The sequence below is a fragment of the Streptomyces sp. HB132 genome (assembly GCF_016909575.1).
In the GTDB taxonomy this organism is placed as follows: domain Bacteria; phylum Actinomycetota; class Actinomycetes; order Streptomycetales; family Streptomycetaceae; genus Streptomyces.
In genome coordinates this window covers 283,435-310,383 of the sequence record NZ_JAFBGA010000009.1, presented here as the reverse complement: position 1 = coordinate 310,383, position 26,949 = coordinate 283,435, and the positions used below count along the sequence as shown (strand labels likewise).

The 26,949-nt window shown below is 72.8% G+C and carries 19 protein-coding genes; 7 read left to right on the top strand and 12 right to left on the bottom strand.

What is annotated here, in order from left to right; translation table 11 throughout:
- From JOC24_RS21815 to JOC24_RS21790, 6 genes are all read right to left on the bottom strand, one after another.
- The gene (locus JOC24_RS21815) at window positions 1–4,725 is read right to left on the bottom strand and encodes a coiled-coil domain-containing protein (protein ID WP_205022029.1); all 4,725 of its coding nucleotides are present in this window, start codon (window positions 4,723–4,725) and stop codon (window positions 1–3) included.
- A gap of 44 nt (window positions 4,726–4,769) precedes the next feature.
- On the bottom strand, window positions 4,770–5,681 hold the full coding sequence (locus JOC24_RS21810; protein ID WP_205022028.1) for a hypothetical protein: 912 nt from the start codon (window positions 5,679–5,681) through the stop codon (window positions 4,770–4,772).
- 67 nt (window positions 5,682–5,748) lie between these two features.
- Entirely contained in the window at window positions 5,749–7,275 is a 1,527-nt protein-coding gene (locus tag JOC24_RS21805) for a hypothetical protein (protein ID WP_205022027.1), read from the bottom strand.
- A gap of 57 nt (window positions 7,276–7,332) precedes the next feature.
- A complete protein-coding gene (locus JOC24_RS21800; RefSeq protein WP_205022026.1) occupies window positions 7,333–10,944 on the bottom strand; it encodes a hydantoinase B/oxoprolinase family protein in 3,612 nt (1,203 codons plus the stop codon).
- Between the two features lie 160 nt (window positions 10,945–11,104).
- Window positions 11,105–12,523, bottom strand: a complete 1,419-nt coding sequence (locus JOC24_RS21795; protein ID WP_205022025.1) for a HEAT repeat domain-containing protein — start codon at window positions 12,521–12,523, stop codon at window positions 11,105–11,107.
- A 242-nt stretch (window positions 12,524–12,765) separates the two neighbouring features.
- Entirely contained in the window at window positions 12,766–13,158 is a 393-nt protein-coding gene (locus tag JOC24_RS21790) for an ankyrin repeat domain-containing protein (RefSeq protein ID WP_205022024.1), read from the bottom strand.
- A 326-nt stretch (window positions 13,159–13,484) separates the two neighbouring features.
- Between JOC24_RS21790 and JOC24_RS21785 the strand changes: the two genes are divergently transcribed.
- Together JOC24_RS21785 and JOC24_RS21780 are read left to right on the top strand one after the other, a co-directional pair.
- Window positions 13,485–13,679: a hypothetical protein gene (locus JOC24_RS21785; protein WP_014044751.1), complete on the top strand. Its 195-nt coding sequence runs from the start codon at window positions 13,485–13,487 to the stop codon at window positions 13,677–13,679.
- Between the two features lie 38 nt (window positions 13,680–13,717).
- Window positions 13,718–15,319 carry a P-loop NTPase family protein gene (locus JOC24_RS21780; RefSeq protein WP_205022023.1) on the top strand — a complete coding sequence of 534 codons (1,602 nt, stop codon included), beginning with the start codon at window positions 13,718–13,720 and terminating at the stop codon, window positions 15,317–15,319.
- A gap of 53 nt (window positions 15,320–15,372) precedes the next feature.
- Here JOC24_RS21780 and JOC24_RS21775 read toward each other — a convergent pair whose 3' ends face one another.
- Window positions 15,373–16,869: an SCO1417 family PLP biosynthesis transcription factor gene (locus JOC24_RS21775; RefSeq protein ID WP_205022022.1), complete on the bottom strand. Its 1,497-nt coding sequence runs from the start codon at window positions 16,867–16,869 to the stop codon at window positions 15,373–15,375.
- A gap of 101 nt (window positions 16,870–16,970) precedes the next feature.
- On the opposite strand from JOC24_RS21775, the gene JOC24_RS21770 reads away from it, so the two are divergent.
- The 4 genes from JOC24_RS21770 (at window position 16,971) to JOC24_RS21755 (ending at window position 20,459) form a co-directional block, all read left to right on the top strand.
- Window positions 16,971–17,639 (top strand): membrane protein YczE, encoded by a 669-nt coding sequence (locus JOC24_RS21770; RefSeq protein ID WP_205022021.1) that lies wholly within the window; start codon window positions 16,971–16,973, stop codon window positions 17,637–17,639.
- Window positions 17,636–18,409, top strand: a complete 774-nt coding sequence (locus JOC24_RS21765; protein WP_205022020.1) for a glycerophosphodiester phosphodiesterase — start codon at window positions 17,636–17,638, stop codon at window positions 18,407–18,409. The genes JOC24_RS21770 and JOC24_RS21765 overlap by 4 nt, the downstream gene beginning before the upstream one ends.
- 46 nt (window positions 18,410–18,455) lie before the next feature.
- On the top strand, window positions 18,456–19,820 hold the full coding sequence (locus tag JOC24_RS21760) for an MFS transporter (protein ID WP_205022019.1): 1,365 nt from the start codon (window positions 18,456–18,458) through the stop codon (window positions 19,818–19,820).
- 264 nt (window positions 19,821–20,084) lie between these two features.
- Complete coding sequence (locus tag JOC24_RS21755; protein WP_078598328.1) at window positions 20,085–20,459, top strand: RNA polymerase-binding protein RbpA; 375 nt, start codon at window positions 20,085–20,087, stop codon at window positions 20,457–20,459.
- Window positions 20,460–20,567: 108 nt separating this feature from the next.
- On the opposite strand, the gene fxsA is transcribed toward JOC24_RS21755, so the two are convergent.
- The 4 genes from fxsA to JOC24_RS21735 all read right to left on the bottom strand — a co-directional run bounded on the left by fxsA (window position 20,568) and on the right by JOC24_RS21735 (window position 24,689).
- On the bottom strand, window positions 20,568–21,167 hold the full coding sequence (gene fxsA / locus JOC24_RS21750; protein WP_205022018.1) for an FxsA family membrane protein: 600 nt from the start codon (window positions 21,165–21,167) through the stop codon (window positions 20,568–20,570).
- 70 nt (window positions 21,168–21,237) lie between these two features.
- Window positions 21,238–22,005: a polyprenol monophosphomannose synthase gene (locus JOC24_RS21745; protein ID WP_205022017.1), complete on the bottom strand. Its 768-nt coding sequence runs from the start codon at window positions 22,003–22,005 to the stop codon at window positions 21,238–21,240.
- A 534-nt stretch (window positions 22,006–22,539) separates the two neighbouring features.
- Window positions 22,540–24,180: an amidohydrolase gene (locus tag JOC24_RS21740; protein WP_205022016.1), complete on the bottom strand. Its 1,641-nt coding sequence runs from the start codon at window positions 24,178–24,180 to the stop codon at window positions 22,540–22,542.
- Between the two features lie 68 nt (window positions 24,181–24,248).
- Entirely contained in the window at window positions 24,249–24,689 is a 441-nt protein-coding gene (locus tag JOC24_RS21735) for an Lrp/AsnC family transcriptional regulator (RefSeq protein WP_147962434.1), read from the bottom strand.
- A 202-nt stretch (window positions 24,690–24,891) separates the two neighbouring features.
- Between JOC24_RS21735 and JOC24_RS21730 the strand changes: the two genes are divergently transcribed.
- Window positions 24,892–25,311: a hypothetical protein gene (locus JOC24_RS21730; protein WP_205022015.1), complete on the top strand. Its 420-nt coding sequence runs from the start codon at window positions 24,892–24,894 to the stop codon at window positions 25,309–25,311.
- 416 nt (window positions 25,312–25,727) lie between these two features.
- Here the strand turns inward: JOC24_RS21730 and JOC24_RS21725 are convergent, their stop codons facing one another.
- The gene (locus JOC24_RS21725) at window positions 25,728–26,900 is read right to left on the bottom strand and encodes an acyl-CoA dehydrogenase family protein (protein ID WP_205022014.1); all 1,173 of its coding nucleotides are present in this window, start codon (window positions 26,898–26,900) and stop codon (window positions 25,728–25,730) included.
- Between the last annotated feature and the right edge of the window lie 49 nt (window positions 26,901–26,949).

The window sequence follows — 26,949 nt, the reverse complement described above, 5'->3', positions numbered from 1 at the left end:
CTATCGCTTCTCCGAGGACCGTGCCGGCTCCGCGGTCGTGTCCGTCATCTCTCCACGCATCTCCGGGACCGCCGCACCGCCGCGCGTCTCGTCGGTCCGCCTGAACATGCGGGTGGCGGTGATCTCGCCATGGACGGTCGCGCCCTCGGGGTCCTGCTGCGGCAGCCCCGGCCTGAGGTGCTCCTCCACGCTGATGTACTTCAGCCCAGCCCGAAGGTCCGCGTCGTTGCGCAGGCGGATGACGAGCGGGAACTCGGCGAGCGCCGTGGTGTCGAACAGCCCCGTGGTGTACAGCAGTTGGACCCCCAACGCGTCGGAGACCGCGCGCTGGAGCTCCAACAGGTACGTGGCGTTGGCACGCCCGATGGGGTTGTCGAGGAAGAGTGTGCCCGCGTGCCGGTGCCGGTCCCGGCCCCTGTCGTTGCTGCGCAGGGCCGCCATCGTGCAGTACAGCGCGATCGCGGCGGTGAGCAGCTGGCCACCGGAGAAGACGTCGCCCATCTGTCCGACCGGGACGCGCTCCGCTCGGAGCACCGCGTCCGGCTTGAGGATCTCCACGGCGATGCCCTTGGGCTGCAGCGCCGCCTGTACACCGCGCAGCAGCAGGGACATGCCGTCTCTGCGCAGGTCGGAGTTCTTCTTGAGGGCCGCGTGCGTGGCCTCGTCGATGACCTCACCGAGCCTCTCGGTGAGCGTGGCCTGGTCGGGTTCCTCGAAGCGGATCCGGAGGAACTCCTGGCCGGACCACTCCCCCAGCCCTTCGGGCAGCTGGGAGAGACGCTGCGCGGAGCGGAGCGTCGTGAGGGCCGACTCCACGAGGCCGCGGAGCCGGTCGACGATGGAGTCGCGGTTGCGCTCCAGCTGCGCGAGCTCGTCGGTGAGCACGCGCAGCCTGGGCGCGAAGGCCGCGGCCCATTTCTCCGCGTGGTCGGGCAGGGCCGCTGCCGGCAGTTCCCTGATCTGCTGCCGGGCCGGGGTGCGGACCTGTTCGTAGCGGGTGGCGTTGGCGTGCCGTACGAGGACGTCGCTCGCCTCCCGCACGGAACCCTCCGCGGCCGACAGGTCGGTGACGCAGCCGCGCAGCGAACGGCGTGCCTCGGCGGCGGACTGCCTGGCCTCCTCCAGGGTGCCCGGGTACGGGTCGGGGCTGTCGGCCTCGTCCTCCGGGCCGTGTTCCCTGAGCAGATCGCGCAGGAGGGCGGCGGTCTCGTCGAAACCGCCCGCGGAGTCCTCGGCGGTGCGGTGCGCGCGCAGCAGTTCGGCGTGGGCGGCGCGTGCGGTGTCCAGTGCCGCGGTGGCGGCGGCCAGTTCGGCCGTGGCGGTCCGCAGGAGGGTCTGAGCCTGGTCTGCGTCGGCCGGCGCCAGGTCGTCGGGGAGGTCGGTGTGGTGGGGTGCGTCGTCCTCGGGGGCGAGGCGTTCGGCTTCGCCGCGCAGCCGGCCCAGCTGTTCGCTGGCCGTGGACGCCCGGGTCTCCAGGAGCTGTACGTGGGATTCGGCGCGGGCGGCGGCCGCCTGACGCGAGGGCCCGTCGGCTCCGTCGGTGCCCTCGAGGAGCTGGGCGGCACGGGTGCGGACCTTGTTGGTGAGGCGGTCGAGTTCGGCCAGGGCGGCGCTCTCGTCGCTTTCGGCGCGTGCCTGTTCGGCGCGGAGGTCGGCGCCGACGCCGACCTTCTCGTAGAGCCGGGAGGCCGCCCGGTATGCCTCGCGCAGTGCGGGCAGGGAGGTGCGCGCGGTGGAGGCTTCGGGCTCCGGGAGGGTTTCGGGGGCCCCGGCGATCTCGGCGCGCTCGGCGCGCAGGGCACGGGCGGTGCGGTGGGCGTCGTCCGCGGCACGCTGGGCGGCCCGGCGGTCCTCGTCGGCGGCGCGTGCCCGCTCCAGGCATTCCGTGGCGCGGGCCTCGGACTCGGCTGCCTCGTCGGTGAGTTCACGCAGCCGCGCCTGCCAGCCAGCCCGGTCCCGGAGGCGGTGGGCGAGTCCGGCGAGCGCGTCCGCCGCACGGCGGGCGCGCTGCGCCGCCTCCTGCCGGTCGTCACGGACACGCGAGGCGTCGGAGGCCGCCTCGTCGGCCTCCGCGCGCGCGGTGCGGGCCTCGGCGAGTGCGGCCTCCGCCGTTTCCGCGGCGGCTCGGGCGGTGCGGGCGGCCTCACCGAGCTCGGCGAGCATCCCGGGCGGGCAGTCGGCGCGCCAGGACCCGATGCGGGCGGCGAGGGAGCGGTCGGCGGTGAGCCGGGCGGCGAGCGACCTGATGTCCTCGTCGCGTGCCGCGGCGCGGGCCCTGAGTGCCTGGCGCTCCTCGTCGGCGGCGTGTTCGTCGTGCATCGCGGGGTTCGGCGGGACGAGGAAGACGTCCTCGGCGCCCGTGCCGCCCGGCGCCGGTACCGGGGCGAGAAGGGCCGCGGTGGTACCGACGGCCACGGCCGAGCGGGGCAGCAGTGCCGCGGCGGCCAGGACCTCACGGGCGCGGGTGTGCGCGTCGGGGTCCGTGATGACGACACCGTCGACGAGCTCGGGCCGTGCGGCCAGGACCGCCGCGTGGTCGGCGGGGTCCACCGCCTGGGCGAGGTAGCGCCAGCCGGGCAGGGCGGGGATGCCGTGCTCTCCGAGGTACTCGACGGTGGCGAGGACGTCGGGGCCCGGAGGCAGCAGTCCGCCGTCCCCGAGGGCGCCGAGGATGCGGGAGTCGTCGGCGGCGGCGGTGCGCAGGTCGAAGAGCCTGCGTTCGGCGGCGGCGACCCCTTGGTCGAGGAGCTCGCGCAGTTCGTCGGCGCTGTTGTCGAACTCCTCGGCGGTGAGGGACTGCGCGTCGCCTGCGACCGGTTCGTTCGCGCCGGTCCCGTCCGTCCCGGTGCCGGCGCGGCGGGGGCGTGGGACACCTGCCGCCGCGGGAAGGCCCAGCAGGTCGGCGAGGCGGTGTTCGGCGGCGATCGACTCGGCGGCCCTGCGCTCGGCCTCGTAGGACTGTTCCGCGGCCTGGGCACCGTCGGCGGCGCGCGCCGCGGCGAGCTCGGTGCGGCTCTCCGCGGCCGCGGCTTCCCTGGCCTGGTCCGCGGTGGTCCGGGCGGCCTCCCGCGCGGTGTCCCAGGCGGCGACCGCGGTCTTCTCCGCGTCGTTCGCGGCGAGGGCCGCGCGGGCCGGGTCGGCGTCCGGCGCGGTGTCGTCGAGCCACCCGGCCCGTACGGCTTCGGCGGTCTCCTGCTCGACCTCGGCGAGGCGCTGGCGCAGGTGGCCCGCCTCGCTCCGGGCGCGCTGGGCCTCGGTCGCCGCGGTGGTGGCGTCCCGGTGTGCCGTCTCCCCGGTGGACTGCAGGGTCGCGGAGCGCTCCTCCTCCTCGTCCGCCACCCGCTCCCCCGCCTCGGCGGCGGTGTGCAGGGCGCGTACGAGGTCGGCGGCGGCCGTGGCGCGTGCGGCGAGGGCGGGGGCGGCGTCCCGCTCGGCCTCCCGGATGGCGACGGCGACGCGTGCGGAGCGGTCGGCGGCGGCCCGGTGCCGGAGGACCGCTTCGGCGGCCTGCCAGGCGGAGTGCAGGGTGCGCGCCTCGACCAGCTCGCGACGCTGGGCAGCCGCGCTCTTCTCGGCGGCGGTCAGGGCCAGGGAGGCGTGCCGGTAGGCCAGTTCGGCCGCGATCAGGTCCCGGTCGCCCCGGGTGGCCTCGGCCTCGGTGACGGTGTGGGCGGCGGCCGTGACCTGCTGGGCGAGTGCACCGGTCCGGCCGCGCTCCTCGGCGGCCCGCCCGGAGAGCCGGCGTGCGAGGGTGCGGGTGCGCCGCTCGGCACCGGCGTGGACGTCACGGCTGCGGGCCCTGGTCGTGGTCGCTTCGACGATCCGGCCCAGCAGGTCGACGGAGCCGGCGGTGAAGTCGCGTTCGGCGGTGAGCTCGGCGCGGCGTCCGAGCTTGTTGCCGAAGCCGCTGACGAGGTCGGCGAGGCCGTCCGTGTCGCGGGTGTCGGTGACGGCCCGCAGCAGCAGGTCGGTGAAGTCGGAGTCCTTCTTGACGGCGAAGAGTCCGGCTGCCTCGCCCTCGTCGGCGTTCATCTCCCGCTGGTAGCGGAAGAGTTCGGGGTCGAGCCCGAGGTCACCGAGGTGTTCGTTCCAGCGGTCGTGGATCTCTTCCCAGTGCACGTCGAGGTGCGGGTAGAACTTGCCGGCGTCCGTGAGGGCGTCGCGGAAGCCCTTCATGGTGCGGCGCCGGCCCCGGGCGCCCGATACGCCTTCGACGGGGCGGCCCACCGTGGTCGCCTCCGCGACGGGCAGGCTGTCGAGGCTGAGACCGGGTCCCGGGCGGAAGGAGTACCAGGCCTCGGCGAACTTGCGTGGGTCGTTGGAGACCTGGCGGCCACGCCATTCGCTGACCTTGCCGACGACGACGCATTCGCCGGTGAGCGTGTGCTGCCACTCCAGGGCGACGTGTCCGCAGTCGTCGGCGAGCAGGAACTTGCGCAGCACACCGGAGCTGGCGCCGCCCAGGGTGTTGCGGTGTCCGGGCAGCATCACCGAGAAGATCAGCTTGAGCAGGACCGACTTGCCACCGCCGTTCTCCAGGAACAGCACGCCTGCGGGCGCCGGGCGGCGTGGGGGACCGACCGGCTCGTCCTCGAAGAACTCCGCCTGGGCCGGCGCGGGCCTGGGGACGGGTTTGCCGACTCCACGCAGGTCGAGCACGGTGTCGGCGTAGCGCGCACCGGCGGGCCCGATGGAGTAGAGGCGGACCCGGGACAACTCGTACATGGCGGCGGACTCTCGTCGTTCAAGGGGCGGGTGGGGCGGGCGGTTCAGGAGTGGAAGGGCAGGCCCGCGTCGGCGGCCAGCTCAAGCCCTTCGGTGTCCGGCGGGGGCAGCAGGGTGGCCGAGCCGTCCGTGACGGGGACGACGCCGAGTTCCAGCAGCTCCGCCAGGGCGGCGCTGCCCGCCATGTCACGTACCTGGAGCTGGTAGCGGGCCGTGGTGCGGTAGGCGCCGCCCGCGTCGTCCCCGGTTCGCTGGAGGAAGCCGGAGTCGGTGAGGAAGGCGACGGCCTTGCCGATGATGCCGGTGGTGGATCCGGCGAGCCTGCGGGCGTCCTTGGTGGCTCCGGTCGAGCTGCGGCGGGCGTAGACGCGCCAGCCCGATTCCAGGCCGGGGGTGTCGGTCGCGGGGTCGGTGTTGTCGCCCTGCTCGTCGGCACGCTCCTCCAGGCGCAGGCAGGCCTGACGGACGAACGCGTCGACTCCGTTGACCGTGATGCGGCCGATGTAGGAGTCGTCGGCGAGGTCCTCGGGCCGGGGGAAGGCCATGGCGGCCACGGCGAGGTGGGCGAGTCCGTGCAGGAAGCGGTCGGCGGCGTCGGTGGACGCGCGGCGGGCGTAGTCACCCATGCGTACGGCGAAGACCGAGTCCTCGCCGGCGGTCACGGCCATCCCCGCGCGGGTGGAGACCTCCAGGACGACGAGTCCGAGGCCGGTGGCCACGGCGTCGGCGAGCCGGGCGAAGGCGGGCTCCTCCCGGTAGCGGCGGAGCAGTTCGGTGTACTCGGCGTCGCGGGCGGGCATCAGCTTCGGCTGCAGCCCGAAGGAGACCAGCCGGGCCGCGTCGGCCGCGTCGGCGGGAGTGACGGCGGCGGGAGCGGCCGGCCGGGCGGCGTCGGCCGCGTGCGTGAGGGACCGGTCGCCCCACGCGTCGGTGTGCTCGGCGTGCTGCTCGCTCAACTCGGTGACTCCTCGGTACGGGTGCCGCTCTCGCGCGGCAGCGGGTGGGTGGCCGGCCCGGCAGGGCTCACGAGGCGTCCTTGCGGTCCGCGGCCATGCCTGCGGCGTCCAGCAGGGCCATGCCCACTATCAGGTCGGCTCCGCCGAACTCGTGGTCCTCGAGCGGGGTGCCGTCGTCGACGGCGAACAGCAGTCGGCGCTCGCCCTGGCGGTAGGCCGTGCCGACCGGGGGGCTCGCCGCGTGGACGGCGAGCAGGGCGACCAGGTAGGGCAGCTCGGGATCGCGCAGCCGGGCCTCGGCGAGGAGTCCGGAGAGCCGTCGCGGGGCGTCGTGCTCCAGGTCGAGCAGCTCCATGGCGTGTCCGAGCTGCTCCTCGCTGAACCGGCTGTCGTCCGGGGTGGCGATGAGGTCCGGCTCGGGCATCTCGGCGCCCAGGTGCTCGCGCTCCACCGGGGGCATCAGCAGCAGGTCGACGAGGTCGCCGACCCGGACCGAGGTGGGGGTGCGCAGGCCGGTGCCGTGGGCGAAGAACGCGTCGGTGGGCCGGGTGGCCTGTTCCACGGGAAGCGGCAGCAGGGGGACGACGAGCTGGCCGTACAGGTCGAGGCCCGACCTCGCGGTGGGCGTGGCGAAGGCCTGCCGGTCCTGCTCGGCGCGGAAGAGGGGGCCCGCCTCCAGCAGCCTGGACTGGAGCTGGGTGTGGCGGCGGATGCAGTCCTTGACGATGTCGACGAGTTCGGCGGCGCGGCGCTTGTGCTCGGGTTCCTCCGCCTCGTCCCTGGCCTTGCGGATGTTGGTGAGGATGGCGTTCTCGTGGCGGTAGCGGTCGGCGACGTGGTCGAGCGCTTCGGTGATCATGTCGGGGACGGCGTTGAGCCAGTCGACGGCGCGGACGTTGCGGCGGGTCGCCTCCAGCGTCCGGCGGAGCGTCTCGGCGTACTGCACGGTGCGGTAGCGGGCGTGTTCGGCGGCGAGCTGCGCGTCCGCGAGGCGGCCCCTGCTGATGAGGACCTCCAGCTTCACCTCGGCGGCGATCTGGGCGCTGGTGACGTCCGTGTCCAGGGCGCCGACCAGGACGTTGACCGCCTCGTCGGTGGCGCGGAGGTAGACGGTGCCGCCGTGGCCGGGGACTTCCTCGATGAGCTTGAAGTCGTAGTCCCTGCGGACGTAGACGCCGTCGGGCCCGAAGGTGCCGTACACGGCGCGGAAACCGCGGTCCACGCTCCCGACGTTGATCAGGTTCTCCAGGACCCAGCGCGCGACCCGTTCGTGCTCGGTGACGGGCCGGCGCGGCGCCTGGGCGGCGACCCGCGGGAGGAGTCTGGCCACTATCTGGTCGTGGTCGGCACCGGTGTCGAAGTCCATGTTGAGCGTGACCAGGTCGATCGCGGCGAGGGCGACTTCGGCCATGGCGTAGACCGTGTACTCGCCGGCCAGATTGGCCTTGCGTACGTCCAGGTCGTGCAGCGGGGCGGTGCAGGCGAGCGCGCGCAGCCGACGCGAGAGCCCCTCGTCGGCGGCGGGTCCCGGAGCGGGCCTCGGTCCCGCGCTGAGCTGGGGCGCAGCGGTCTGGATGTCGGCGGTCGAAGTCACGGTGCACAGATTAGGTCCTCGCACCGACATCGGTCGAAACGGCGCAGAAGCGACCGGTCACGGCTGCCCGTAACCGCCCCCTCCCGGGGTGCGCAGCACCAGGACGTCCCCGGCGTCCAGCTCGGCGGTGTCACAGCCCCGGAGCGGGGTCACCGACGATCCACGCGCCCGTTCGACGTATTGCTCGCCGAGTGCTCCGGGACCGCCTCCCGCCATGCCGTAAGGAGGCACCCGGCGGTGTCCCGACAGGAGGGCCACGGTGACGGGTTCGAGGAAGCGGATCCTGCGTTCCAGCCCGCGGCCCCCGTGCCACCGGCCCGGGCCTCCGCTGCCCTCGCGCACGCCGAAGCTCTCCAGAAGCACCGGGTAGCGCCATTCGAGGATCTCGGGGTCGGTGAGCCGGGAGTTGGTCATGTGGGTCTGCACCGCGTCCGCCCCGTCGAAGCCGTCACCCGCGCCGGAGCCGCTCGCGACGGTCTCGTAGTACTGGACGTGGTCGTTGCCGAAGGTGAGGTTGTTCATGGTGCCGGATCCCTCGGCCTGGACGCCCAGGGCCGCGTAGAGGGCGCCCGTGACGGCCTGGGAGGTCTCGACGTTGCCGGCGACGGTGGCCGCCGGGTGGGCGGGGGCCAGCATCGACCCGTCCGGGACGCGGATGTCCAGGGGTTTCAGACAACCGCTGTTGAGCGGGATGTCGTCCTCGACGAGTGTCCGGAACACATAGAGGACGGCGGCCATGACCACGGACTTGGGGGCGTTGAAGTTGCCGGTCTGCTGCGGGGAGGTGCCCTCGAAGTCGAGGACGGCCCTGCGGGCGTCGCGGTCCACGGTCACGGTCACCTCGATGACGGCGCCGTTGTCCGTCTCGTAGCGGCAGGAGCCGTCACGGAGCCCGGTCACGATCCGGCGGACGGACTCCTCGGCGTTGTCCTGGACGTGCCCCATGTACGCCTCGACGACGTCCCGTCCGAACTCGCTCGTCATGCGGCGCAGTTCCGCGATGCCCTTCTCGTTGGCGGCGATCTGGGCGCGCAGGTCGGCGAGGTTGGTGTCCGGATCACGCGAGGGGTGGGCGGCGGCGGTGAGCAGGTTCCTGGTCTCCGCCTCGCGGAGCGTTCCGTCGCGCACCAGCAGCCAGTTGTCGAACAGGACGCCCTCCTCGTCGACCGTACGGCTGAAGGCGGGCATGGAGCCCGGGGTGATGCCACCGATCTCCGCGTGGTGGCCGCGGGACGCCACCAGGAAGCGCAGTCGGCCCTGTTCCCCGTCCGCGGGCTCGTCGAACACCGGCGTCACGACGGTCACATCCGGCAGGTGTGTACCGCCGTGGTACGGATCGTTGATGGCATACACGTCACCGGGCCGCAGGGAGCCCTCGTTGCGGCGCAGCACCTCTTTGATGGACTCCCCCATGGAACCCAGGTGGACGGGGATGTGGGGGGCGTTGGCCACGAGACCGCCGTCGGCGTCGAACAGTGCGCACGAGAAGTCCAGCCGTTCCTTGATGTTGACGGAGTGCGCCGTGTTCTGCAGCCGTACGCCCATCTGTTCGGCGATCGACATGAACAGGTTGTTGAACACTTCGAGCATGACGGGATCCACCCGGGTGCCGACGGCGGTGCGCCCGGGTCGCGGCTCGGCCCTGCACAGCACGAGGTGTCCGGACGCTTCCGCCGTGGCCTGCCAGCCGGGGTCGACGACGGTGGTGGCGTCGTCCTCGGCGACGACGGCCGGGCCGGTCACGGTGTCCCCCGCGCGCAGCGTCCCGCGGCGGTACAGCGCTGCGTCCCGCCATGTGCCCCCGGCGAACATCCGCACGGCTCCCGGTGGCCGCGGTGGCCCTTGTCCCGCACGCGCACCGGTGCGGGGCAGGGTGTGCGGGCCGGCGGCTCCGGTGGCCTCCACGGAGACGGCCTCGACGACCAGGGGCTTGTCCATGGCGAACCCGTACCGCGCCCGGTGGACGCCGGTGAACTCGTCCGTCATGTCGGTGACCGTCCCGTGGGCGACGGGCAGGGCGGCGTCCGTCCCGGAGTAGCGCAGGAGGATCCGCGCCCGGGTGCCGATGGCGCTGTCGGGGACGCCGTCGGCCCGGAGTTCGGCACGGGTGCGTTCCGCCAGGTCCTCGCAGAGACCGCGCACCCTGTCCCCGGTCTCCTCGTCCAGTGCGGCCTCGACGGACTGTTCGCGCATCGCGGTGGCGTCGGCCAGACCGATCCCGTACGCGGAGAGGACCCCGGCGAGCGGTGGTACGAGGACGGTGTCGATGCCCAGGGCGTCGGCGACGGCGCAGACGTGCTGGCCTCCGGCGCCGCCGAAGCCGGTGAGCGCGTAGCGGGTGATGTCGTGGCCGCGCTGGACGGAGATCTTCTTGACGGCGTTCGCCATGTTCAGCACGGCGATCTCCAGGAACCCCGCGGCCACCTGCGCGGGCGTGCGCCCGCTTCCCGTGGCGGTCGACACCTCCTCGGCCAGTGCCCCGAAGCGCTCCTTCACCAGACCGGCGTCCAGCGGCTGGTCGCCCGCCGGGCCGAAGACGGAGGGGAAGTGCTCCGGAAGGACGCGGCCGAGCATCACGTTGGCGTCGGTGACGGTGAGCGGCCCGCCCCGGCGGTAGCAGGCGGGGCCGGGGTCCGCTCCGGCCGAGTCGGGGCCGACCCGGTAGCGCCGCCCGTCGAAGTGCAGGACGGACCCCCCGCCGGCGGCGACGGTGTGGATGCTCATCATGGGCGCGCTCATCCGTACCCCCGCCACCTGGGTGCCCAGCTCACGTTCGAACTCGCCCGCGTAGTGGGAGACATCGGTGGAGGTGCCCCCCATGTCGAACCCGATGACCCGGTCGTGGCCGGCCTGCCCGGACGTACGCACCATGCCGACGACGCCTCCCGCGGGACCGGAGAGCACCGCGTCCTTGCCCCGGAAGTGCGCGGCCTCGCGCAGCCCACCGTTGGACTGCATGAACATGAGGCGGATCCCGGCGAGTTCACCGGCCACCTCCTCGACGTACCGGCGCAGGATCGGCGAGAGGTAGGCGTCGACGACGGTCGTGTCGCCGCGCGGCACGAGCTTGATGAGCGGGCTGACCTCGTGCGAGCAGCTGACCTGGGTGAAGCCCGCCTCCCCTGCTTCCTCGGCGACGGCTCGCTCGTGGTCCGGATGGCGGTAGCCGTGCATGAGGACGACTGCGGCGCTGCGGATCCCGTCCTCCGCGGCCGCCCTCAGCCGCTCCGACACCACGGTGCGGTCGAGGGGTTTCACGACCTCTCCCCTGGCGTCCGTACGTTCGGGAACCTCGATGACCCGGTCGTAGACGGCCTCGGGAAGCAGGATGCGGCGGTCGAAGAGGCGCGGCCGGTTCTGGTAGGCGATCCGCAGGGCGTCCCGGAAGCCTTCGGTGATGACCAGCACGGTCGGCTCTCCCCGACGCTCCAGGAGGGCGTTGGTGGCGACGGTGGTGCCCATCTTGACGCCCGCGACGCGGTCGGCGGGGACCGGGTCGTCGGGGCCGAGACCGAGCAGCAGCCGGATGCCGGCGACGGCCGCGTCGCGGTAGCGGCCGGGGTCGTGCGACAGCAGTTTGCGGGAGATCAGCCGGCCGTCGGGGTCACGCCCCACCACGTCCGTGAAGGTGCCGCCGCGGTCGATCCAGAACTCCCAGCGTCCGGTCATCCCTCCATTCTGGCGCGGGGGACGAACCCTCGCAGAGAGGGCGTACGGCGCGGATCCGCCGGCGGCCGCTCGGCCCGCGCGTCGAGCCGACCGCCCGTGCCGCGACCGCGAGGGCCGGCAGCCGGGGCAGGGGATCCCTGCGCGTCGTCCGCGCGCCGGTTCACAGGGCGGTCGCGTCCGGCCCGATCCTGCTGCGTACGGCGGTCTGGACCTCGGCCTCCTCGGCCGGGTCGGCGGCGAGCCGCCTCAGCCGTTCGGCGACCCGGATGTCCCCGGTCTCGGCGTGGTGTGCGGCGAGCTCCCGGGTGGTCTCCTCGCAGTCCCAGAGGCATTCGACGGCGAATCCGCTGGCGAAGGACGGATCGGTGGCGGCCAGCGCCCGGGCGGCTCTGCCCCGCAGGTGCGAGGAGGACGTCTCGCGGTACACGTGGCGCAGCACGGGTGCGGCGCAGGCGATGCCGAGGCGGCCCGCGCCGTCGACGAGGGCCCACAGGCGCTGGGCGTCGGGCCCCTCGCCTCTGACCGCCTCGCGCAGCGCGGCGAGTACGAGCGGGGCGTCCTGTACGTCGCCGCGGCAGGCCAGGACTCCGGCGGCCGAGGCTCCGAGGGCGTCGGGCCGGTGCGCCCAACCCCGGGCCCGCTCGACCGCCGCTTCGCCGCACATGCGCTCGAAGGCGGCCACGGCCGCCTCGGCGACGGTGCGGGACGGGCCGACGGCGGCCCGCTCGACGAGGTCGAGCACGGCAGGATCCCGCGCCTCGGCCAGGTAGTGGAGTGCGGCACAGCGCGCACCGTCGGAGCCGCCGCGGGCGGCCTCGACGATCAGGGGACGGTCCCCGGCCCCGGCGACGGCGGAGAGGCAGCGGGCCGCGGGGACGTGGAGCGCGCTGCCGCGTTCCAGTCCTTCCTGCGCCCAGTCGAAGACGGCCTGGACGCTCCAGCCGGGTCGCGGACCGCCGGGCCTCATCTGTCGCTGCCACCGGTCGAAGGAACCCTGCTCACCGGCCGCCCTGACCCGGGCGCCGACCGCTTCGCGCGGGTCGTCGGCCCAGAGCCGCCATGGTCGGGGCTCGAAGGCGTCCCGGACGGCGGCGGCCAGACCGGCGGCGCCGTCCGGGGTGGCGGGGAACCGGCCGAGCACGGCCTCGGCGAGGGACCGCAGTCCGGCGTCGTCGTCGCGCAGGGCCAGTTCGTCCAGCGCCCAGGCCCAGTTGGCCCCGGTCGCGGCGTAGCGGCGCAGGAGCACGAGGGCGTCGTCGCGTCCGTAGGAGGCGAGGTGCCCGAGCACGGAGAGCGCGAGACCCGTGCGGGAGTCGTCGGTGTCGAGGTGGTCCTCCGCGTCCCACAGGTGCCGCTCGATCTCCTCGGTGCCGCCGTCGAGATCGAGGTAGAGGCGCGCGTAGTAGAGGGAGCGGTTCTCGACCTGCCAGTCGTGACGTGGATCGCTCAGGACGCAGTGGTTGAGGGCCGCGAGGGCCTCGGGGCGGGGGGCGGCGAGCGCGTGGAGCGTGCCGTCGCCGCGGCCCCTCTGCAGCAGGCCGAGCAGGGTGCCGCTCGGCGCTATGAACGGATCGAACATGGGGAAAGCCTCACATCAAGCTGTCGACGCAACCGGGACTGTGCTGTGGGGTGTGCCGGGGTGACATCCCCTAGGCCACGCAGCAACATGATCGGCCGACCGCCGCCTTTTGCCTGGTGCTCATCTTCCTCTGCCTCTCGTCGGTGGCCCGAAACGGACCCGCGCCGTCATGATGGCCCACCCATATCGCCGACGCGACCACATTTACGGCGCACCGGCCGGCCGGTGGTCCGGGCGGTGCCTCAGCGCGCACCGAAGAGTTCCAGCAGGTCGTCCTTGCCGAACATGCGTGCCGTGTCCACGGCGGAGGGTGTTCCGGCGGCCGGATCGGCTCCCGCGACGAGCAGGGCGTCGATCACTTCGCGCTCGCCCTTGAAGACGGCTCCCGCCAAGGGCGTCTGGCCCCGGTCGTTGGCCCGGCCCGGGTCGGCACCGCGGGCCGCGAGCGCGACGACGGCGGGGGCGTGCCCGTGGTAGGCGGCGAGCATGAGCAGGGAGTCACCCCGGTCGTTGGTGAGGTTCGCGGGGACGCCCGCGTCGACGTAGGCGGCGAGCGCGTCCGCCTCGCCCCGGCGGGCCAGGTCGAAGACCTTGGTCGCCAGCTCGATCACCTCGGGATCAGGTGTTTCGCTCATCGGACGGACCGCCTTTCGTTGCCTCTGTCGCCGCTGCCGACCTGGTGGGGAGTACGGCGGGGGACCGTACGAGTGAATCGACAGGGTACTGCTCCGGGGCATTCGTCAGCCTGCCCCCGGAACGGCGGAAGATCACGGCGGGGCCTCGCATTCGGGCGGAGGGCTTGACCCGTCCGGCTCCCGGAGCGCCTGGTTGACCACTTCTGAGCCACCGGTCGAGTGAAATCAAGCGATTTTCACTCATTTGCACCTTTTATCGTATAGATACATCTTGTGATCCTGGAAGTACTCATGGTGACTGTCCCCCTCAACCAGGAGAACCGCTCATGATCCTCTCCATCTCGGGCGTGGTACTGCTCGGCATCATCGTCTTCCTGTTCTTCAAGAAGGACGGGCTCAAGGCCTCCCACGCCCTCATCTGCGCCCTGTTCGGCTTCTACCTGGCCGGCACGGCCATCGCCCCGAGCATCACCGCCGGCGGGGCGAGCCTCGCCAGCATGCTGGGCGGGATCAAGTTCTGACGCCCCGAGAACCGCTCCCACCTCCACAGGAGACCGACGTGGCCCGGCGACCACTCCCCCGCATCCTTCAGAGCGGCAGCGCTTCGATCACCCGCAGTCGCGAGATCGCGCGCACGGCCGCCGACAACGCCACCGATGTCCTCCATCCGCTGATCACGGTCACCCGCGGGTTGCGGCTGCTGGCGGGAGCGGGGCGGCAGAAGTGGGCCGCGACGCCCAGGGACCGGCGCGGACACGTGCTGTTCCTCGTCGCGGCCTGCGTACTGGTGGTGGCGCTCATCCCCTACGGGCCCCTGCTGGCCCTGATCTCGGTGATGGGCGCTGCCGCATGGCGGGGGCGCGACAGCACTCCCTCGACGGCCGGCCCGGACGAGGCCGAGACCGCACGGCTCCAGGCGCTCTACGAGGCGCTGGTGCCGCACTTCTCGGTGGCCGACGACCCCGGTCCGCTGTTCTCCCACGGCGGCGACTGGGAGAAGGCCTTCGGTACGTCGTACGCCTTCGACGGCAACGGGCGCCTCACCCGCCTCCAGGTGCAGTACCCGGCGTACTTCACCGACGGCGACCCCGCGTCCCGCGCGCGGGTCGAGCAGGTGCTCCACGCCAAGTCGGGCCGGGGCCGCGAATACCACTTCACCTGGGACGAGGAGAGCAACCACCTCCTGATGACCGTCCTCGCGGCACTCCCCACCACCATCGCCGCCCAGCGGTTCGTCACCTCCCCGGGCGAGACCGTGCTGGGTTTCACGGACGCCGACGCCGTCCCGCGCACCGTGCCGGTCGAGGACGGCGACGGGACGCGGGACGCCTCTCCGGTGATCTGGCGGACCGGCGCCCGTTCGACGGAACCCCATCTGCTGATCGCCGGGCACCCCGGCAGTGGCGGCACGACCCTGATGCGTTCTCTCGCCCTCCAGGCCCTCCAGCACGGTGACGTCCTCGTCGTGGACGGCGCGGGCACCGGCGAGTACGGCTTCCTGACCGGCCGGGACGGCGTGCTGGCGGTGGAGTGCGGTCTGGGCGGCGCCCTGGCGACACTCGAATGGGCGGCGCACGAGACCGAGCGACGGCTCATCGCCGCCAACCGGGCCCGCCAGGCCGGACACCCCGAGCCCGAGGACGTCAGGCGCCCCCTCTGGATCCTGCTGGACCGCCCGAGCGCCCTGGGGCACCTGGCCGCCGCCGACGGCAGGCAGGATCCCCAGGAGCTGCTGCGGGTTCCGTTGCGGCACGGCCGCGCGGCCGGGGTGACGGTGGTCGTCGCGGACCAGCTCGACAGCCTGGACGCGCTCACCGAGACCGTACGGACCCACACCAGGGCCCGCGCCGTTCTGGGCCCGGCGGACCACGAACAGGTCGAGGCGGTCCTGGGCACCCGGCCGCACACCACACCCACCCCCGACGTCCCGCCGGGCCGCGGCTACGCCAGGCTGGGCACCGGACCGGTCCTGCGTCTCCAGGTACCGGCCACCCCGGACCCGTACGACGACGCCACGAGCGAATCGCACCGTCAGGCCGTGCTCGACCTGCTGCCGGGTGGAGCGCCCGCTGTGGAGCAGGCGGCTCCGGAGGCGGCCGCCGCGCCCGTCTCCGCGCACTCGGAGCAGTTGATCGGGACGCCGGCCGTCGCGGAGGGGTGAGGTGCCCGGACCCCGGGGCCCGAGCACCTCGAACCGCGGAGGTCCGGGGCGCCTCAGGCCACGAAGGTCCGGGGCGCCTCTCCCCCGCCCGCGCCGGACCCGACCAGCCCGGCGGCCGCTGCGAGCCGGAGAGCCGCCTCGTCCGCCAGCGGGCCGCCCACGGTGAACGGCAGCCGGACGTAGCCCTCGAAGGCCCCGTCCACGCCGAATCTGGGCCCCGACGGGACGCGGACGCCGACCCTCTCCCCGGCCACGGCCAGCCGCGAGCCGGAGAGCCCGCCGGTGCGCACCCACAGGGTGAGTCCGCCCCTCGGCACCTCGAACTCCCACTCCGGGAGCTCCCGGCGCAGCGCCCGCACCAGGTCGTCCCTGTTCTCCCGGGCCTGTTCACGCCGGACGGCCACGGCCTGCTCCCAGCCGCCGCTCCGCAGCAGCCAGTTGATGGCGAGTTGTTCCAGCACCGGCGTGCCCATGTCCGCGTAGGCGCGTGCCGCGACCAGACTGCGGATGACGTCCGGAGCCGCCCGCACCCAGCCGATCCGCATGCCCGCCCAGAATGCCTTGCTCGCCGATCCGACGGTCAGGACGGTGCTGCCCGCGGGATCGAACGCGCAGACCCTGCGCGGCATCTCGACGTCCGCGTCCAGACGCAGCTCGTGCATGGTCTCGTCGACGACCAGGACCGTACCCGCCGAGCGGGCCGCCTCGACCAGGGCGCGGCGCTGCTGTTCGTCGGCCAGGGCCCCGGTGGGGTTGTGGAAGTCGGCGACGACGTAGGCAAGCCTCGGTGCGGCATCCCGCAGGACCTGACGCCAGCGGTTCATGTCCCAGCCGCCGAGGCCGTCCTCCATCGCGACGGGCACCAGCCTGGCACCCGCCTCCCGCATCAGCTGGAGGATGTTGGCGTAGCTCGGGGACTCCACGGCGATGCGCTCACCGCGACCGGCGAAGAGATGGCAGATGGCGTCGATGGCACCCATCGCCCCCGTGGTGACCATGATCTGTTCGGGCATCGTGGGAATGCCGCAGCCGGTGTAGCGGTCGGCGATCATCTGCCGAAGCGCGGGAAGGCCGGCCGGGTAGTCGCCGTGCGTGTGGGCGTAGGGCGGCAGTTCCTCCAGCGCGCCCTGGACGGCCCGCGTCAGCCACGGTTCCGGGGCGGGCAGCGAGGCGCATCCCAGGTCGATCATCGAACCGAGCGACTCCGGAGGCAGCGGTTCCAGTCCGCGGGCCGGCAGCGGATTGCCCGCCGGGACCGCGGTCCAGCTCCCCGCTCCGCGGCGCGACTCCAGGAAGCCCTCCGCCCGCAGCGCCTCGTAGGCGGCGGCGACGGTGGTCCTGCTGAGGGACAGGGCGAGCGCGAGTTCGCGTTCGGCGGGGAGCCGTGCGGCGACCGGGACCCGTCCCTCCAGCACGAGCAGGCGCACACCGTCGGCGAGGGCACGGTAGGCGGGCGGCTTACGGGCGCCGGGCGCCAGGGGGCGCGCCTGCTGGCCCTGGAGCTGACGGGCGAGCTGGGCCGCCCCGACGGTCGAAGTCCACTGCGCCATGGAAATCAGTCCACCTTCCTGCGATTGGCCGTAGTTGGCAGCCAATCCCCTGCCACAGAGTGACATGAAGCAGTCCACCGCTACCACTCAGGGGGCACCACTTGTCCGATTCCACCGCCCGGAGCAGCATCCGGCTCACCCGGCGGCTGATCCATCTCTACGTGGGCCTGGCGCTGTACGGGGCGAGCTCGGCACTCCTGGTCCGCGCCGGGCTCGGACTCGAGCCGTGGGGGGTGCTGCACCAGGGGCTCGCCGAGCGGACCGGCATCTCCATCGGAGTCGTCTCGATCATCGTCGGAGCGGTCGTCCTGCTCCTGTGGATCCCGATCAGACAGCGCCCGGGCCTCGGCACCGTCTCCAACGTCTTCGCCGTCGGGATCGCCATGGACGGCACGCTCGCCCTCGTACCGGACGTGCACGGCCTCGGGGCGCAGATCCCCGTGATGGCCGCCGGTATCGTGCTCAACGGCGCCGCGACGGGCCTGTACATCTCCGCGCGCTTCGGCCCGGGGCCGCGCGACGGTCTGATGACGGGGCTGAACCGGCTCACGGGCCGTTCCATCAGGCTGGTGCGTACCGCGATCGAGGTGGCCGTGGTCATCACAGGCTTCCTGCTCGGCGGGGCCCTCGGCGCCGGCACGGTCCTGTACGCCCTGGCCATCGGCCCCCTCGCCCAGCTCTTCCTGCGACTGTGCGACCTGTCGGCGCCGGACCCACGCACCGTGGCCGTTTCGGGCCGGACACCGCCGGAGGCGATACTTCCGCGGTGACCGCAGCGAATTCGGGGCGCCACCCCTACCTGGACCATCCTTCGACGATTCCCTTCGCCCATCGCGGCGGGGCGGCGGACGGCGTGGAGAACACCGCGGCCGCGTTCCGGCGTGCGGCCGGAACCGGCTACCGCTACTTCGAGACCGATGTGCACGCCACGGCGGACGGCCGACTGGTCGCCTTCCACGACGCGACCCTGGACCGGGTGACGGACTCCCACGGGCGGATAGCGAAGCTGCCCTGGAGCGAGGTGCGCCGGGCGAGGGTGGCGGGCAGCGAGCCGCTGCCGCTGTTCGAGGAGCTGCTGGAGGAGTTCCCGGACGCCCGCTGGAACGTGGACCTCAAGGCGGAGCCCGCCCTCGTCCCGCTCGTCGACCTGATCCGCAGGACCGACGCCTGGGACCGGGTCTGCGTGGGGTCGTTCTCGGAGGCGCGCGTGGCCAGGGCGCACCGCCTGGCGGGCCCCCGCCTGGCCACCTCGTACGGGGTGCGAGGGGTGCTCGGCCTGCGGCTGCGCTCGTACGGCATCCCGGCGGCTCTCCGGGCCGGCGCGGTCTGCGCGCAGGTCCCGGAGAGCCAGAACGGCATCCGCCTCGTCGACCGGCGCTTCGTCCGTACGGCGCACGCACGCGGACTGCAGGTCCATGTCTGGACGGTCAACGAACCCGAACGGATGGCGGCGCTCCTGGACCTCGGGGTGGATGGCATCATGACCGATCACATCGAGACGCTGCGCACGGTGCTGAGCGAGCGGGGGGCCTGGGCCTGACGCCGGGGCCCGCCGCGTCCGCACGGGACGAACGAGGGGGCGCGGCGTGAGCACCGGTACCGCAGGAACGGCGGATCCGTCCGGAGAGCCGACCGAGGCCGCCGGCCGCAGACGGGAGCAACGCGGCTGGTACTTCTACGACTTCGCCTGCTCCGTGTATTCCACCAGTGTCGTGACGGTCTTCCTCGGCCCCTATCTGACGTCGATAGCCAAGGCCGCCGCCGACGCGGAAGGGTACGTGCACCCGCTGGGCATACCCGTGCGGGCAGGCTCGCTGTTCGCGTACACCGTGTCGGTGTCCATCATCGTGGCCGTGCTCGTGATGCCGGTCGTCGGTGCCGCGGCGGACCGCACAGGACGCAAGAAGCCGCTGCTCGCGGCGGCCGCCTACACGGGCGCGACGGCGACCGCCTGCATGTTCTTCCTGGAGGGCCACCGCTATCTGCTGGGGGCCTTCCTGCTGATCGTGGCGAACGCGTCGATCTCCGTGTCGATGGCCCTGTACAACGCGTACCTGCCCCAGATCGCGACCCCCGAGGAGCGTGACGCCGTCTCCTCGCGCGGCTGGGCCTTCGGGTACACCTCGGGCGCGCTCGTCCTGGTCCTGAACCTGGTCCTCTACACGGGCCACGACTCCTTCGGGCTGTCCGAGTCCGACGCGGTGCGGATCTGCATCGCCTCGGCCGGCGTGTGGTGGGGCGCCTTCGCCCTGGTGCCGTTGCGGCGGCTGCGGGACCGCCGGGTGGCACCGGGCGGCGACGGCTCGGTCGGCTCCGGCTGGCGGCAGCTGCGGGCGACGCTGCGCGACATGCGCCGCCACCCGCTCACGCTCTCCTTCCTGCTGGCCTACCTGATCTACAACGACGGCATCCAGACGGTGATCTCCCAGGCCTCGCTGTACGGCTCCGAGGAGCTGGGCCTCGACCAGACGACCCTGATCACCGCGGTGCTGCTCGTGCAGGTCCTCGCGGTGGCGGGGGCGCTGGGGATGGGCCGGCTCGCCCGGGTGTACGGGGCGAAGCGCACGATTCTCGGCTCCCTGGCGGTCTGGACGCTGATCCTCGCCGCGGCGTACGTGCTGCCCGCCGGCGCGCCGGTGTTCTTCTACTCCCTGGCGGCGGCGATCGGACTGGTGATGGGCGGCAGCCAGGCCCTCTCGCGGTCCCTGTTCTCGCACCTCGTACCGCGGGGCAAGGAGGCGGAGTACTTCTCCGCCTACGAGATGAGCGACCGGGGACTCAGCTGGCTGGGACCCCTGGTCTTCGGTCTCGGGTACCAGCTCACCGGCAGCTACCGGGATGCGATCCTGTCCCTGGTGCTCTTCTTCGCGCTCGGCTCGGTGCTCCTGGCGAGGGTTCCCGTACGGGCCGCGGTGGCCGCCGCGGGCAACGCCGTGCCGGAGCGGATTTAGACGTTGAAGTCAAAGGCCGGTAGTGTACGCCTTTGGTCTGCCCGGAGGACCGTTACTGCCAGTGGAAGAAGCCGAACCGTTGGGTGACAACTTCGACCAGAGGTGACAAACCGGGCACCGGTGGGTAGGAAACCCAGACCAAGCAGCGGCACGACGGGCGACGCATGACCGGCAACGGGAATCTTTGCCGCCGACCGGACGTTGACCGGATGACGACGACAGCGACACCTGTCCTGTGGGCGACAAGCCCGGGAGGCACGATTCATGAGTGAGCGAGCTCTCCGCGGTACGCGACTCGTGGTTACCAGCTACGAGACGGACCGCGGCATCGATCTGGCCCCGCGCCAGGCGGTGGAGTACGCATGCCCGAACGGACATCGATTTGAGATGCCGTTCTCGGTAGAGGCGGAAATTCCGGCGGAGTGGGAGTGCAAGGCGTGCGGCGCCACGGCACTCCTGGTGGACGGGGACGGCCCCGAGGAGAAGAAGGGCAAGCCCGCGCGTACGCACTGGGACATGCTCATGGAGCGGCGTACCCGCGAGGAGCTGGAGGAAGTGCTGGCCGAGAGGCTGGCGGTCCTGCGCTCCGGTGCCATGAACATCGCCGTGCACCCGCGGGACAGCAGGAAGTCTGCCTGACCGCGGATCAGCGCACCGAACAAGAGCCGCGGGCCGCGACACAGAACATGTGTCGCGGCCCGCGGCTCTTTGTCGTGTGCGCGTCGTCCCCGCGCTCACGGACGGAAACTAGGGGATCAGCGGCGGGCGGTCCGCGCCCGGGCCGTCGTCGGGGCGGGGGCGCGTGGGTGTGCCGTCCTCCCGGATGACCTCTCCCTGGACCACCTTGCCGTCGGGCCGGTGGATACGGGCCTGCTGGAAGGCGCCCGAGAGGCCTCCCGGTGCCGCCGCCCTCATCCGGCGGTCGAGGGAGCGTTCCGCGTGGCGTCCGAGCACGGAGCGGACCGGAGGCAGCAGGAGCAGCAGTCCCGCCGCGTCGGAGATCAGGCCGGGGATCAGCAGAAGCAGGCCGCCGAGCATCAGGAGGCCGTTGCCCTTGCTGCCGCTCCGGGGCTCGGCCGGGGTGGCGGGAGCGCCGGGCTGCCCAGGCATCTGCTGGAGGGTCTCGGTGAGGTTGCGGAAGGCCCGCCGGCCCGCCCGCTTGATCACCGCGGCACCGAGCACGGCGCCGGCGACCAGGATCAGCAGCACGGTGAAGCCGTTCGCCGCACCGGCCACGACGGTCAGCAGCCAGATCTCCAGCACCAGCCAGGCGGCGATGCCCAGCGGCAGGAGGGTACGGGCGCGTGAGCGCCTTGGACGGGTCGGAGGCGGTGTGCCGGTCGTCATGCCCCCAGTGTGCCTGTACCGGCGTGCAGGCGGCGTAAGGGGGTGATCATGAGGCCGCGGACGGGACCGGTCAGGGACTCTTGCGTCCCAGCACCTTGTTGGCCCGGCCGGTGATGCCCCAGCCGGTGACCCGCCACAGCGCCTCGACGAGGATGTCGCGGCTCATCTTGGAGTCACCGATCTCCCGCTCCATGAAGGTGATCGGCACCTCGACGACGTGATAGCCCGCCTCGACGGCCCGCCGGGCGAGGTCGACCTGGAAGCAGTAACCCTGCGAGGCGACCTCGTCGAGACCGAGTCCGTCCAGGGTCCCGGTGCGGAAGGCCCGGTAACCGCCGGTGACGTCGCGCACCGAGAGGCCCAGCAGCATCCGGGAGTAGAGACTGCCGCCGCGCGAGATCATCTCGCGGTGCCGGGGCCAGTTGACCACCCGGCCGCCGGGGACCCAACGCGAGCCCAGGACCAGGTCGGCGCCCTTCAGCGCGGTGAGGAGGCGGGGCAGTTCCTCGGGCTGGTGCGAGCCGTCCGCGTCCATCTCGACCAGGACGCCGTAACCGTGCTCGGAGCCCCAGCGGAACCCGGCCAGATAGGCGGCGCCGAGCCCTTCCTTGCCCTTGCGGTGAAGGACGTGCACCTGGCTGTCGCCGGCCGCGAGCTCGTCGGCCACCTTGCCGGTGCCGTCGGGGCTGTTGTCGTCGGCGACGAGGATGTCCGCTTCCGGAACGGCGGCGCGCACCCGGGCGACGATCAGCTTGACGTTCTCGGCCTCGTTGTAGGTCGGAATGATCACCAAGACTGTGCCGAGCGGGCCGAACTGCCTCTGACCGCCGTCGTTCACTACTGCCCCTTAAAGTCCGTACGCAGGTGCACACCATATCCAGCAGGCCGCACCCTGACTCCGCCGTGGTCACGAGGTGGCGTGTGCCCCGGGGACAGAAGCATGGAACTGCGGACAGAAGGAAGCACTGCGGGATGGGGGCCCGGCGTCCTTCGGGCCGACCTGGGATCCGCTGGCTGCGGGTCGACCGAGAGCCGTTGTCTACTGAACCTCCGGGCCCCACCCGGGTCGCACCTGCCGTCCGGACGAAACCTTCCCTCGCCACCGAGGCGCCGGCGCTGAACCTGGCTGTCAGTGGTGGTGCGCCGGTGCGGCACACCGCCTCATGACCCAGCGGCGTTCGACGACTGCGTGGAGGTTTGACCGGTCGGACGTCCAGTGGTGGACCCGGCCGAACCTACCGGCCCACGGGCGCTTTCTGTCAATAGCCGCTCTACCTGCCGTTTCTCCCGAAAGCGCCTGGTCAGTGCGGAGGACTCGCAGGTCGCGGGAAAGCCCTCGCGCCTTCGATCGGCGGTACGAAATGTGCCGACGTCACTCGTTCGGCCGTGCGTAGACAGTTTGTCCGAAGACAACCGTGCGCAGACAGACCGGAAGCTCCGCACCCGGAGAGAGATCGGGCAGGCCAGGGGTACCGGAGCGCGGATCGGTCGACCAGCGCGCCACCCGGTCGTCGGGGGTCTGGACCAGTAGTTCGCCGCTACGCCAGACTGCGTAGTCGGCCGGCGCTCCCGGTACCAGAACGCCTCCGTCGTCCCGCCCCACGGCCCGCCAGCCGCCCCGTGTGTGGGCGGCGAAACCGGCCCGTACGGAGACGCGGTGCTCAGGCGTGCGGTGATGGGCCGCGGCCCGCACGGTCCCCCAGGGGTCCAGCGGGGTGACCGGGCTGTCCGAGCCGAAGGCGAGGGGCACTCCCGCGCGCAGCAGGGCCGCGTACGGGTTGAGGGTCGCCGCGCGCTCCGCGCCCAGACGCCGGGCGTACATGCCGTCGAGCCCGCCCCAGGCCGCGTCGAAGGCCGGCTGGACGGATGCGGTGAGGCCGAGTTCGGCGAAGCCGGCCACGGTCTCGGGCGTGAGCATCTCGGCGTGTTCCACCCGGTGCCTGGCGGCCCGGATCCGGGCGAGTCCGAGGGACTCCGCGGCGGTCCGGACGCCCGCCACCACGGCGGAGACCGCCGCGTCGCCGATGGCGTGGAAACCGGCCTGGAGTCCCGCCTCGGTGCACGCCGTCACGTGTGCGGCGATCCGCGCGGCGTCGAGCCGCGCGCTGCCGGTGTGCGGGGCGTCCGCGTAGGGCTCGTGCAGGAGGGCCGTGTGCGAGCCCAGGGAGCCGTCGACGAAGAGGTCACCGGCCGCGCCGAGGGCACCGAGCTCGCGGATCCGACGAGCCCCCTCCGCGTCCTCGACGGGCTCGGCCCAGTAGCCGAAGACCCGGGGGCCGGGCTGCTCGGAGGCAAGCTCCAGAAGCCCGGTGAAGTCCTCCTCGTCCGAGATCTCGGGGCCCGCGCACTCGTGCACGGTCCCGATTCCGAGCGAGGCGGCGTGCGCCAGTGCGGCGCGCTGGGCCGCCGCCCGCTGCCGCGGCGTCACGGCACCGTGGGCCGCCGAGCGCACCGCGTGGTGGGCCTCACCGGTCAGGGGGGCGTCGGGGTGGTAGCCGGACAGCTGGGTCACGCCCGGGACGAGGTCGAGGAGCGCGGTGGTCACGACGGCGGAGTGGACGTCCACACGCGGCAGGTAGACGGCCCTGCCTCCGGCGGCCTCGTCGAGCTCCCGGCGCGAGGGGGGCCGCTGCTCGGGCCAGCGAGCCGCGTCCCAGCCGTGTCCGAGGATCACCCCGCCCTCCGCGTGACCGTCGGCGAACGCGCGTACGAGTCCGAGGGCTTCGGCGAGTGTGCGCGCACCGGAGAGGTCCAGTCCCGTGAGGGCGAGGCCGGTCGATGTGGTGTGGACGTGCGAGTCGGTGAACGCGGGGGTGACCAGGGCCCCTTCCAGGTCGATCACCTCGTCGACGCCGCCGGCGAAGGCGTCGGCGGCCCCCTCCGACCCCACCCAGGCGACATGGCCGCGTTCGACGACCATCGCGGTGGCGAACGGATCGGCGGGACTGTGGACGTCGCCACCGCGCAGCAGCACGGTGCGGTGTTCGCTCTGGGGGGCGGTGCTCTCGGTCATGGGACCAGTCTCGCGCCTGCCCGGACCGGACCCTCCCCCGGCCCCACCGCAGCGTCGGACGGAAGACCTCAGACGCGCGGCGGCCGTGCCTCGTAGGGCGTGGAGAGAACGACGGTGGTCCGGGTGGACACGCCGGCCAGCGTGCGGATCCGGGTGAGCAGGTGCTCGAGCTCGAGCGGGCTGGCGACCCGCACCTTCAGGATGTAGTTCTCGTCGCCCGCGACGCTGTGGCAGGCCTCCAGCTCCGGCACACCGGCGAGCCGCTCCGCGATGTCGTCGGGCGCGCTCGGATCGAAGGGTTTCACCGAGATGAACGCGGTGAGGGGCAGGCCCACGGCCTCGGGATCGACGACCGCGGCGTAGCCCCGGATCACCCCGCGCTGCTCCAGCCGGCGGACACGCTGATGAACGGCCGAGGTGGACAGGCCGGTGGCCTTGCCCAGGTCGGTGTAGCTCATCCGCCCGTCCTTGACGAGCAACTCCACAATCTGACGGTCCAGCTCCTCCATGCGGATCAACCTATGCCCCGGCTCCCTCCAGGCACAGCCGCGGGAGCTCAGGAAGGGCACGATCAGGTGGCATGTGACGAATGCCACAGGTTTACGGGTGGGTAGCCGGCGGCCTCGCGGTTACGGCCGACTTCCGACGGGAAGTGCTTGCTGTGGCCGAGGCCGTGGCGCCTGGCCGGCCCACCCGAGGGGGGAAAGACCCATGCAGAGCTTGAAGCTCACAGGACGTACCGAACCGGAAACCGACGCGAACCTCGCGTACTCCGCTCCGGACGAGGACGCCGTCCTCGACGCGTACGACACGTTCGAGATGTACCGGGTGATCTGCCCGGACTGCGCACAGCCGATCGCCCTGCTGGCGGACGAGGACGTGCTTCCCGAGCACGCGCTGTGTCCCTCGCCGTGGAATCCGTTCGTCCTCACCGTCTGCCCCGGCACGAACCGCGACGCCTCGCGGGCCCGCCCCGCCGACGAGTCACTGGAGGTCCAGGAGCAGGAGACGGCACTGCTGCTGACGCTTCCTCAGGGGCTCGACTGGCGGATGCAGCCCTTCTCGCACGCCGGCGGCCCGGGTTCACGCCCGCTTCGGTACGCCTCCCGGACGCGGCGCACCGCCGCCTGACGCCCGCGCGCCCCGAGGGCGCGTACCTGCGCGCACCACGACGGCCGGGCCGGCGTGGTGCGGACGGTCCACCGGACGGCCGGTGGCCGCGGCACCCGAGGAACGGGCGCGCGAATCGGCCGGACAGTGACCCCGGACCCCGTGGCGGCGTTGGTTCTGTATGACCACGCTCCATTCAGCGGCCGGCCCCGCCCGCCGCCGGCTCGCCGCACCGACGCCCGGAGAATCGGTTTCCCTGCCCGGACCGTCGCCCCGGGAGCCCGCACGGCAGTCCGTGCCGCACAGCACCGACCCGCCCATCTACCGGGCCATGCTGCGCCATTGGGAGAGCGCGGGGCGGACCCTGCCGGGCCGTCACGACCAGGAGTGGAACCGGATCATGACGACACCGGTCTGGTCCGACCGGCCGGTCCGGGTCAGCGCGTTTCGGGACCCGCGAGGTGACGGGCGATGACCATGCGCTGGATCTGATTGGTGCCCTCGACGATCTGGAGCACCTTGGCCTCGCGCATCATCCGCTCGACCGGGAAGTCGAGGGTGTAGCCGTATCCTCCGAGCACCTGGACCGCGTCGGTGGTCACCCGCATGGCCGCGTCGGTGCAGAAGAGCTTCGCCATCGCCGCCTGCCGCGAGAAGGGCAGGCCCGCGTCGCGGAGCCGAGCAGCCTCCAGGTAGAGCGCCCGGCCGGCCTCGATCTGGGTCGCCATGTCGGCGAGCATGAAGCGCAACCCCTGGAAGTCCGCGACGGGCCGGCCGAACTGGCGCCGGTCGGTGGCGTACCGGACCGCCTCGTCCAGAGCGGCCTGCGCGACGCCGACGGCGCAGGCGGCGATCCCCAGCCGCCCCGAGTCGAGAGCGGACAGGGCGATGGCGAAGCCCTGGCCCTCCTCGCCGATACGGCGGTCGCCGGAGATCCGTACGCCGTCGAAGTGCAGCTGGGCGGTGGGTGAGCCCTTCATGCCCATCTTCTTCTCGGGCAGTGCCGCGTGGAGACCCTCGGCGTCTCCGGGGACGAGGAAGGCGGTGATCCCACGGGGGCCGTCCTCCCCGGTGCGGGCCAGGACCGTGCAGAAGTCGGCGATGCCGCCGTGGGTGATCCACGCCTTGGTCCCGGTGAGCACCCAGTCCTCACCGTCCTTGACGGCCTTCGTGCGGAGTGAGGCCGCGTCGGAGCCCGAGGACGGCTCGGAGAGGCAGTACGCGCCGAGCAGGCCGCCCGAGAGCATCGCCGGGAGGTGTGCGGCCCGTTGCTCCTCGGTGCCGTAGCCGGCGAGGGCGTGACAGGCGAGCGAGTGCACGCTGACGCCGAGGCCGACGGTGAGGCGGGCGGCCGCCAGCTCCTCGAGGACCTGGAGGTAGACCTCGTACGGCTGGTCACCGCCGCCGTACGCGGAGTCGTACGGCAGTCCGAGCAGGCCGGCTTCGGAGAGCAGGGTGAAGACCGGGCGCGGGAAGAGGCCCGCTTCCTCCTCCTCCGCGGCCCGGGGGGCGATTTCCTTCGACACGATGTCGCGTACGAGCTCGACGAGCTGCCGGGACTCCTCGGTGGGCAGACGGCGTTCCACCGGCTGCGGGGCACGGTCGGACATGACGGCGCTCTCCTCCCTGTCGGGCGTGACGACGGACGCGCGCGGGGTG

What these genes read in the sequence shown, in the direction of transcription:
- JOC24_RS21755 (WP_078598328.1), top strand. Translation starts at nt 20,085, where the DNA reads ATGAGTGAGCGAGCTCTCCGCGGTACGCGACTCGTGGTTACCAGCTAC.
- JOC24_RS21795 (WP_205022025.1), bottom strand. Translation starts at nt 12,523, where the DNA reads ATGTTCGATCCGTTCATAGCGCCGAGCGGCACCCTGCTCGGCCTGCTG.
- JOC24_RS21740 (WP_205022016.1), bottom strand. Translation starts at nt 24,180, where the DNA reads ATGACCGAGAGCACCGCCCCCCAGAGCGAACACCGCACCGTGCTGCTG.
- JOC24_RS21815 (WP_205022029.1), bottom strand. Translation starts at nt 4,725, where the DNA reads ATGTACGAGTTGTCCCGGGTCCGCCTCTACTCCATCGGGCCCGCCGGT.
- JOC24_RS21785 (WP_014044751.1), top strand. Translation starts at nt 13,485, where the DNA reads ATGATCCTCTCCATCTCGGGCGTGGTACTGCTCGGCATCATCGTCTTC.
- JOC24_RS21775 (WP_205022022.1), bottom strand. Translation starts at nt 16,869, where the DNA reads ATGGCGCAGTGGACTTCGACCGTCGGGGCGGCCCAGCTCGCCCGTCAG.
- JOC24_RS21800 (WP_205022026.1), bottom strand. Translation starts at nt 10,944, where the DNA reads ATGACCGGACGCTGGGAGTTCTGGATCGACCGCGGCGGCACCTTCACG.
- JOC24_RS21725 (WP_205022014.1), bottom strand. Translation starts at nt 26,900, where the DNA reads ATGTCCGACCGTGCCCCGCAGCCGGTGGAACGCCGTCTGCCCACCGAG.
- fxsA (WP_205022018.1), bottom strand. Translation starts at nt 21,167, where the DNA reads ATGACGACCGGCACACCGCCTCCGACCCGTCCAAGGCGCTCACGCGCC.
- JOC24_RS21730 (WP_205022015.1), top strand. Translation starts at nt 24,892, where the DNA reads ATGCAGAGCTTGAAGCTCACAGGACGTACCGAACCGGAAACCGACGCG.
- JOC24_RS21735 (WP_147962434.1), bottom strand. Translation starts at nt 24,689, where the DNA reads ATGGAGGAGCTGGACCGTCAGATTGTGGAGTTGCTCGTCAAGGACGGG.
- JOC24_RS21790 (WP_205022024.1), bottom strand. Translation starts at nt 13,158, where the DNA reads ATGAGCGAAACACCTGATCCCGAGGTGATCGAGCTGGCGACCAAGGTC.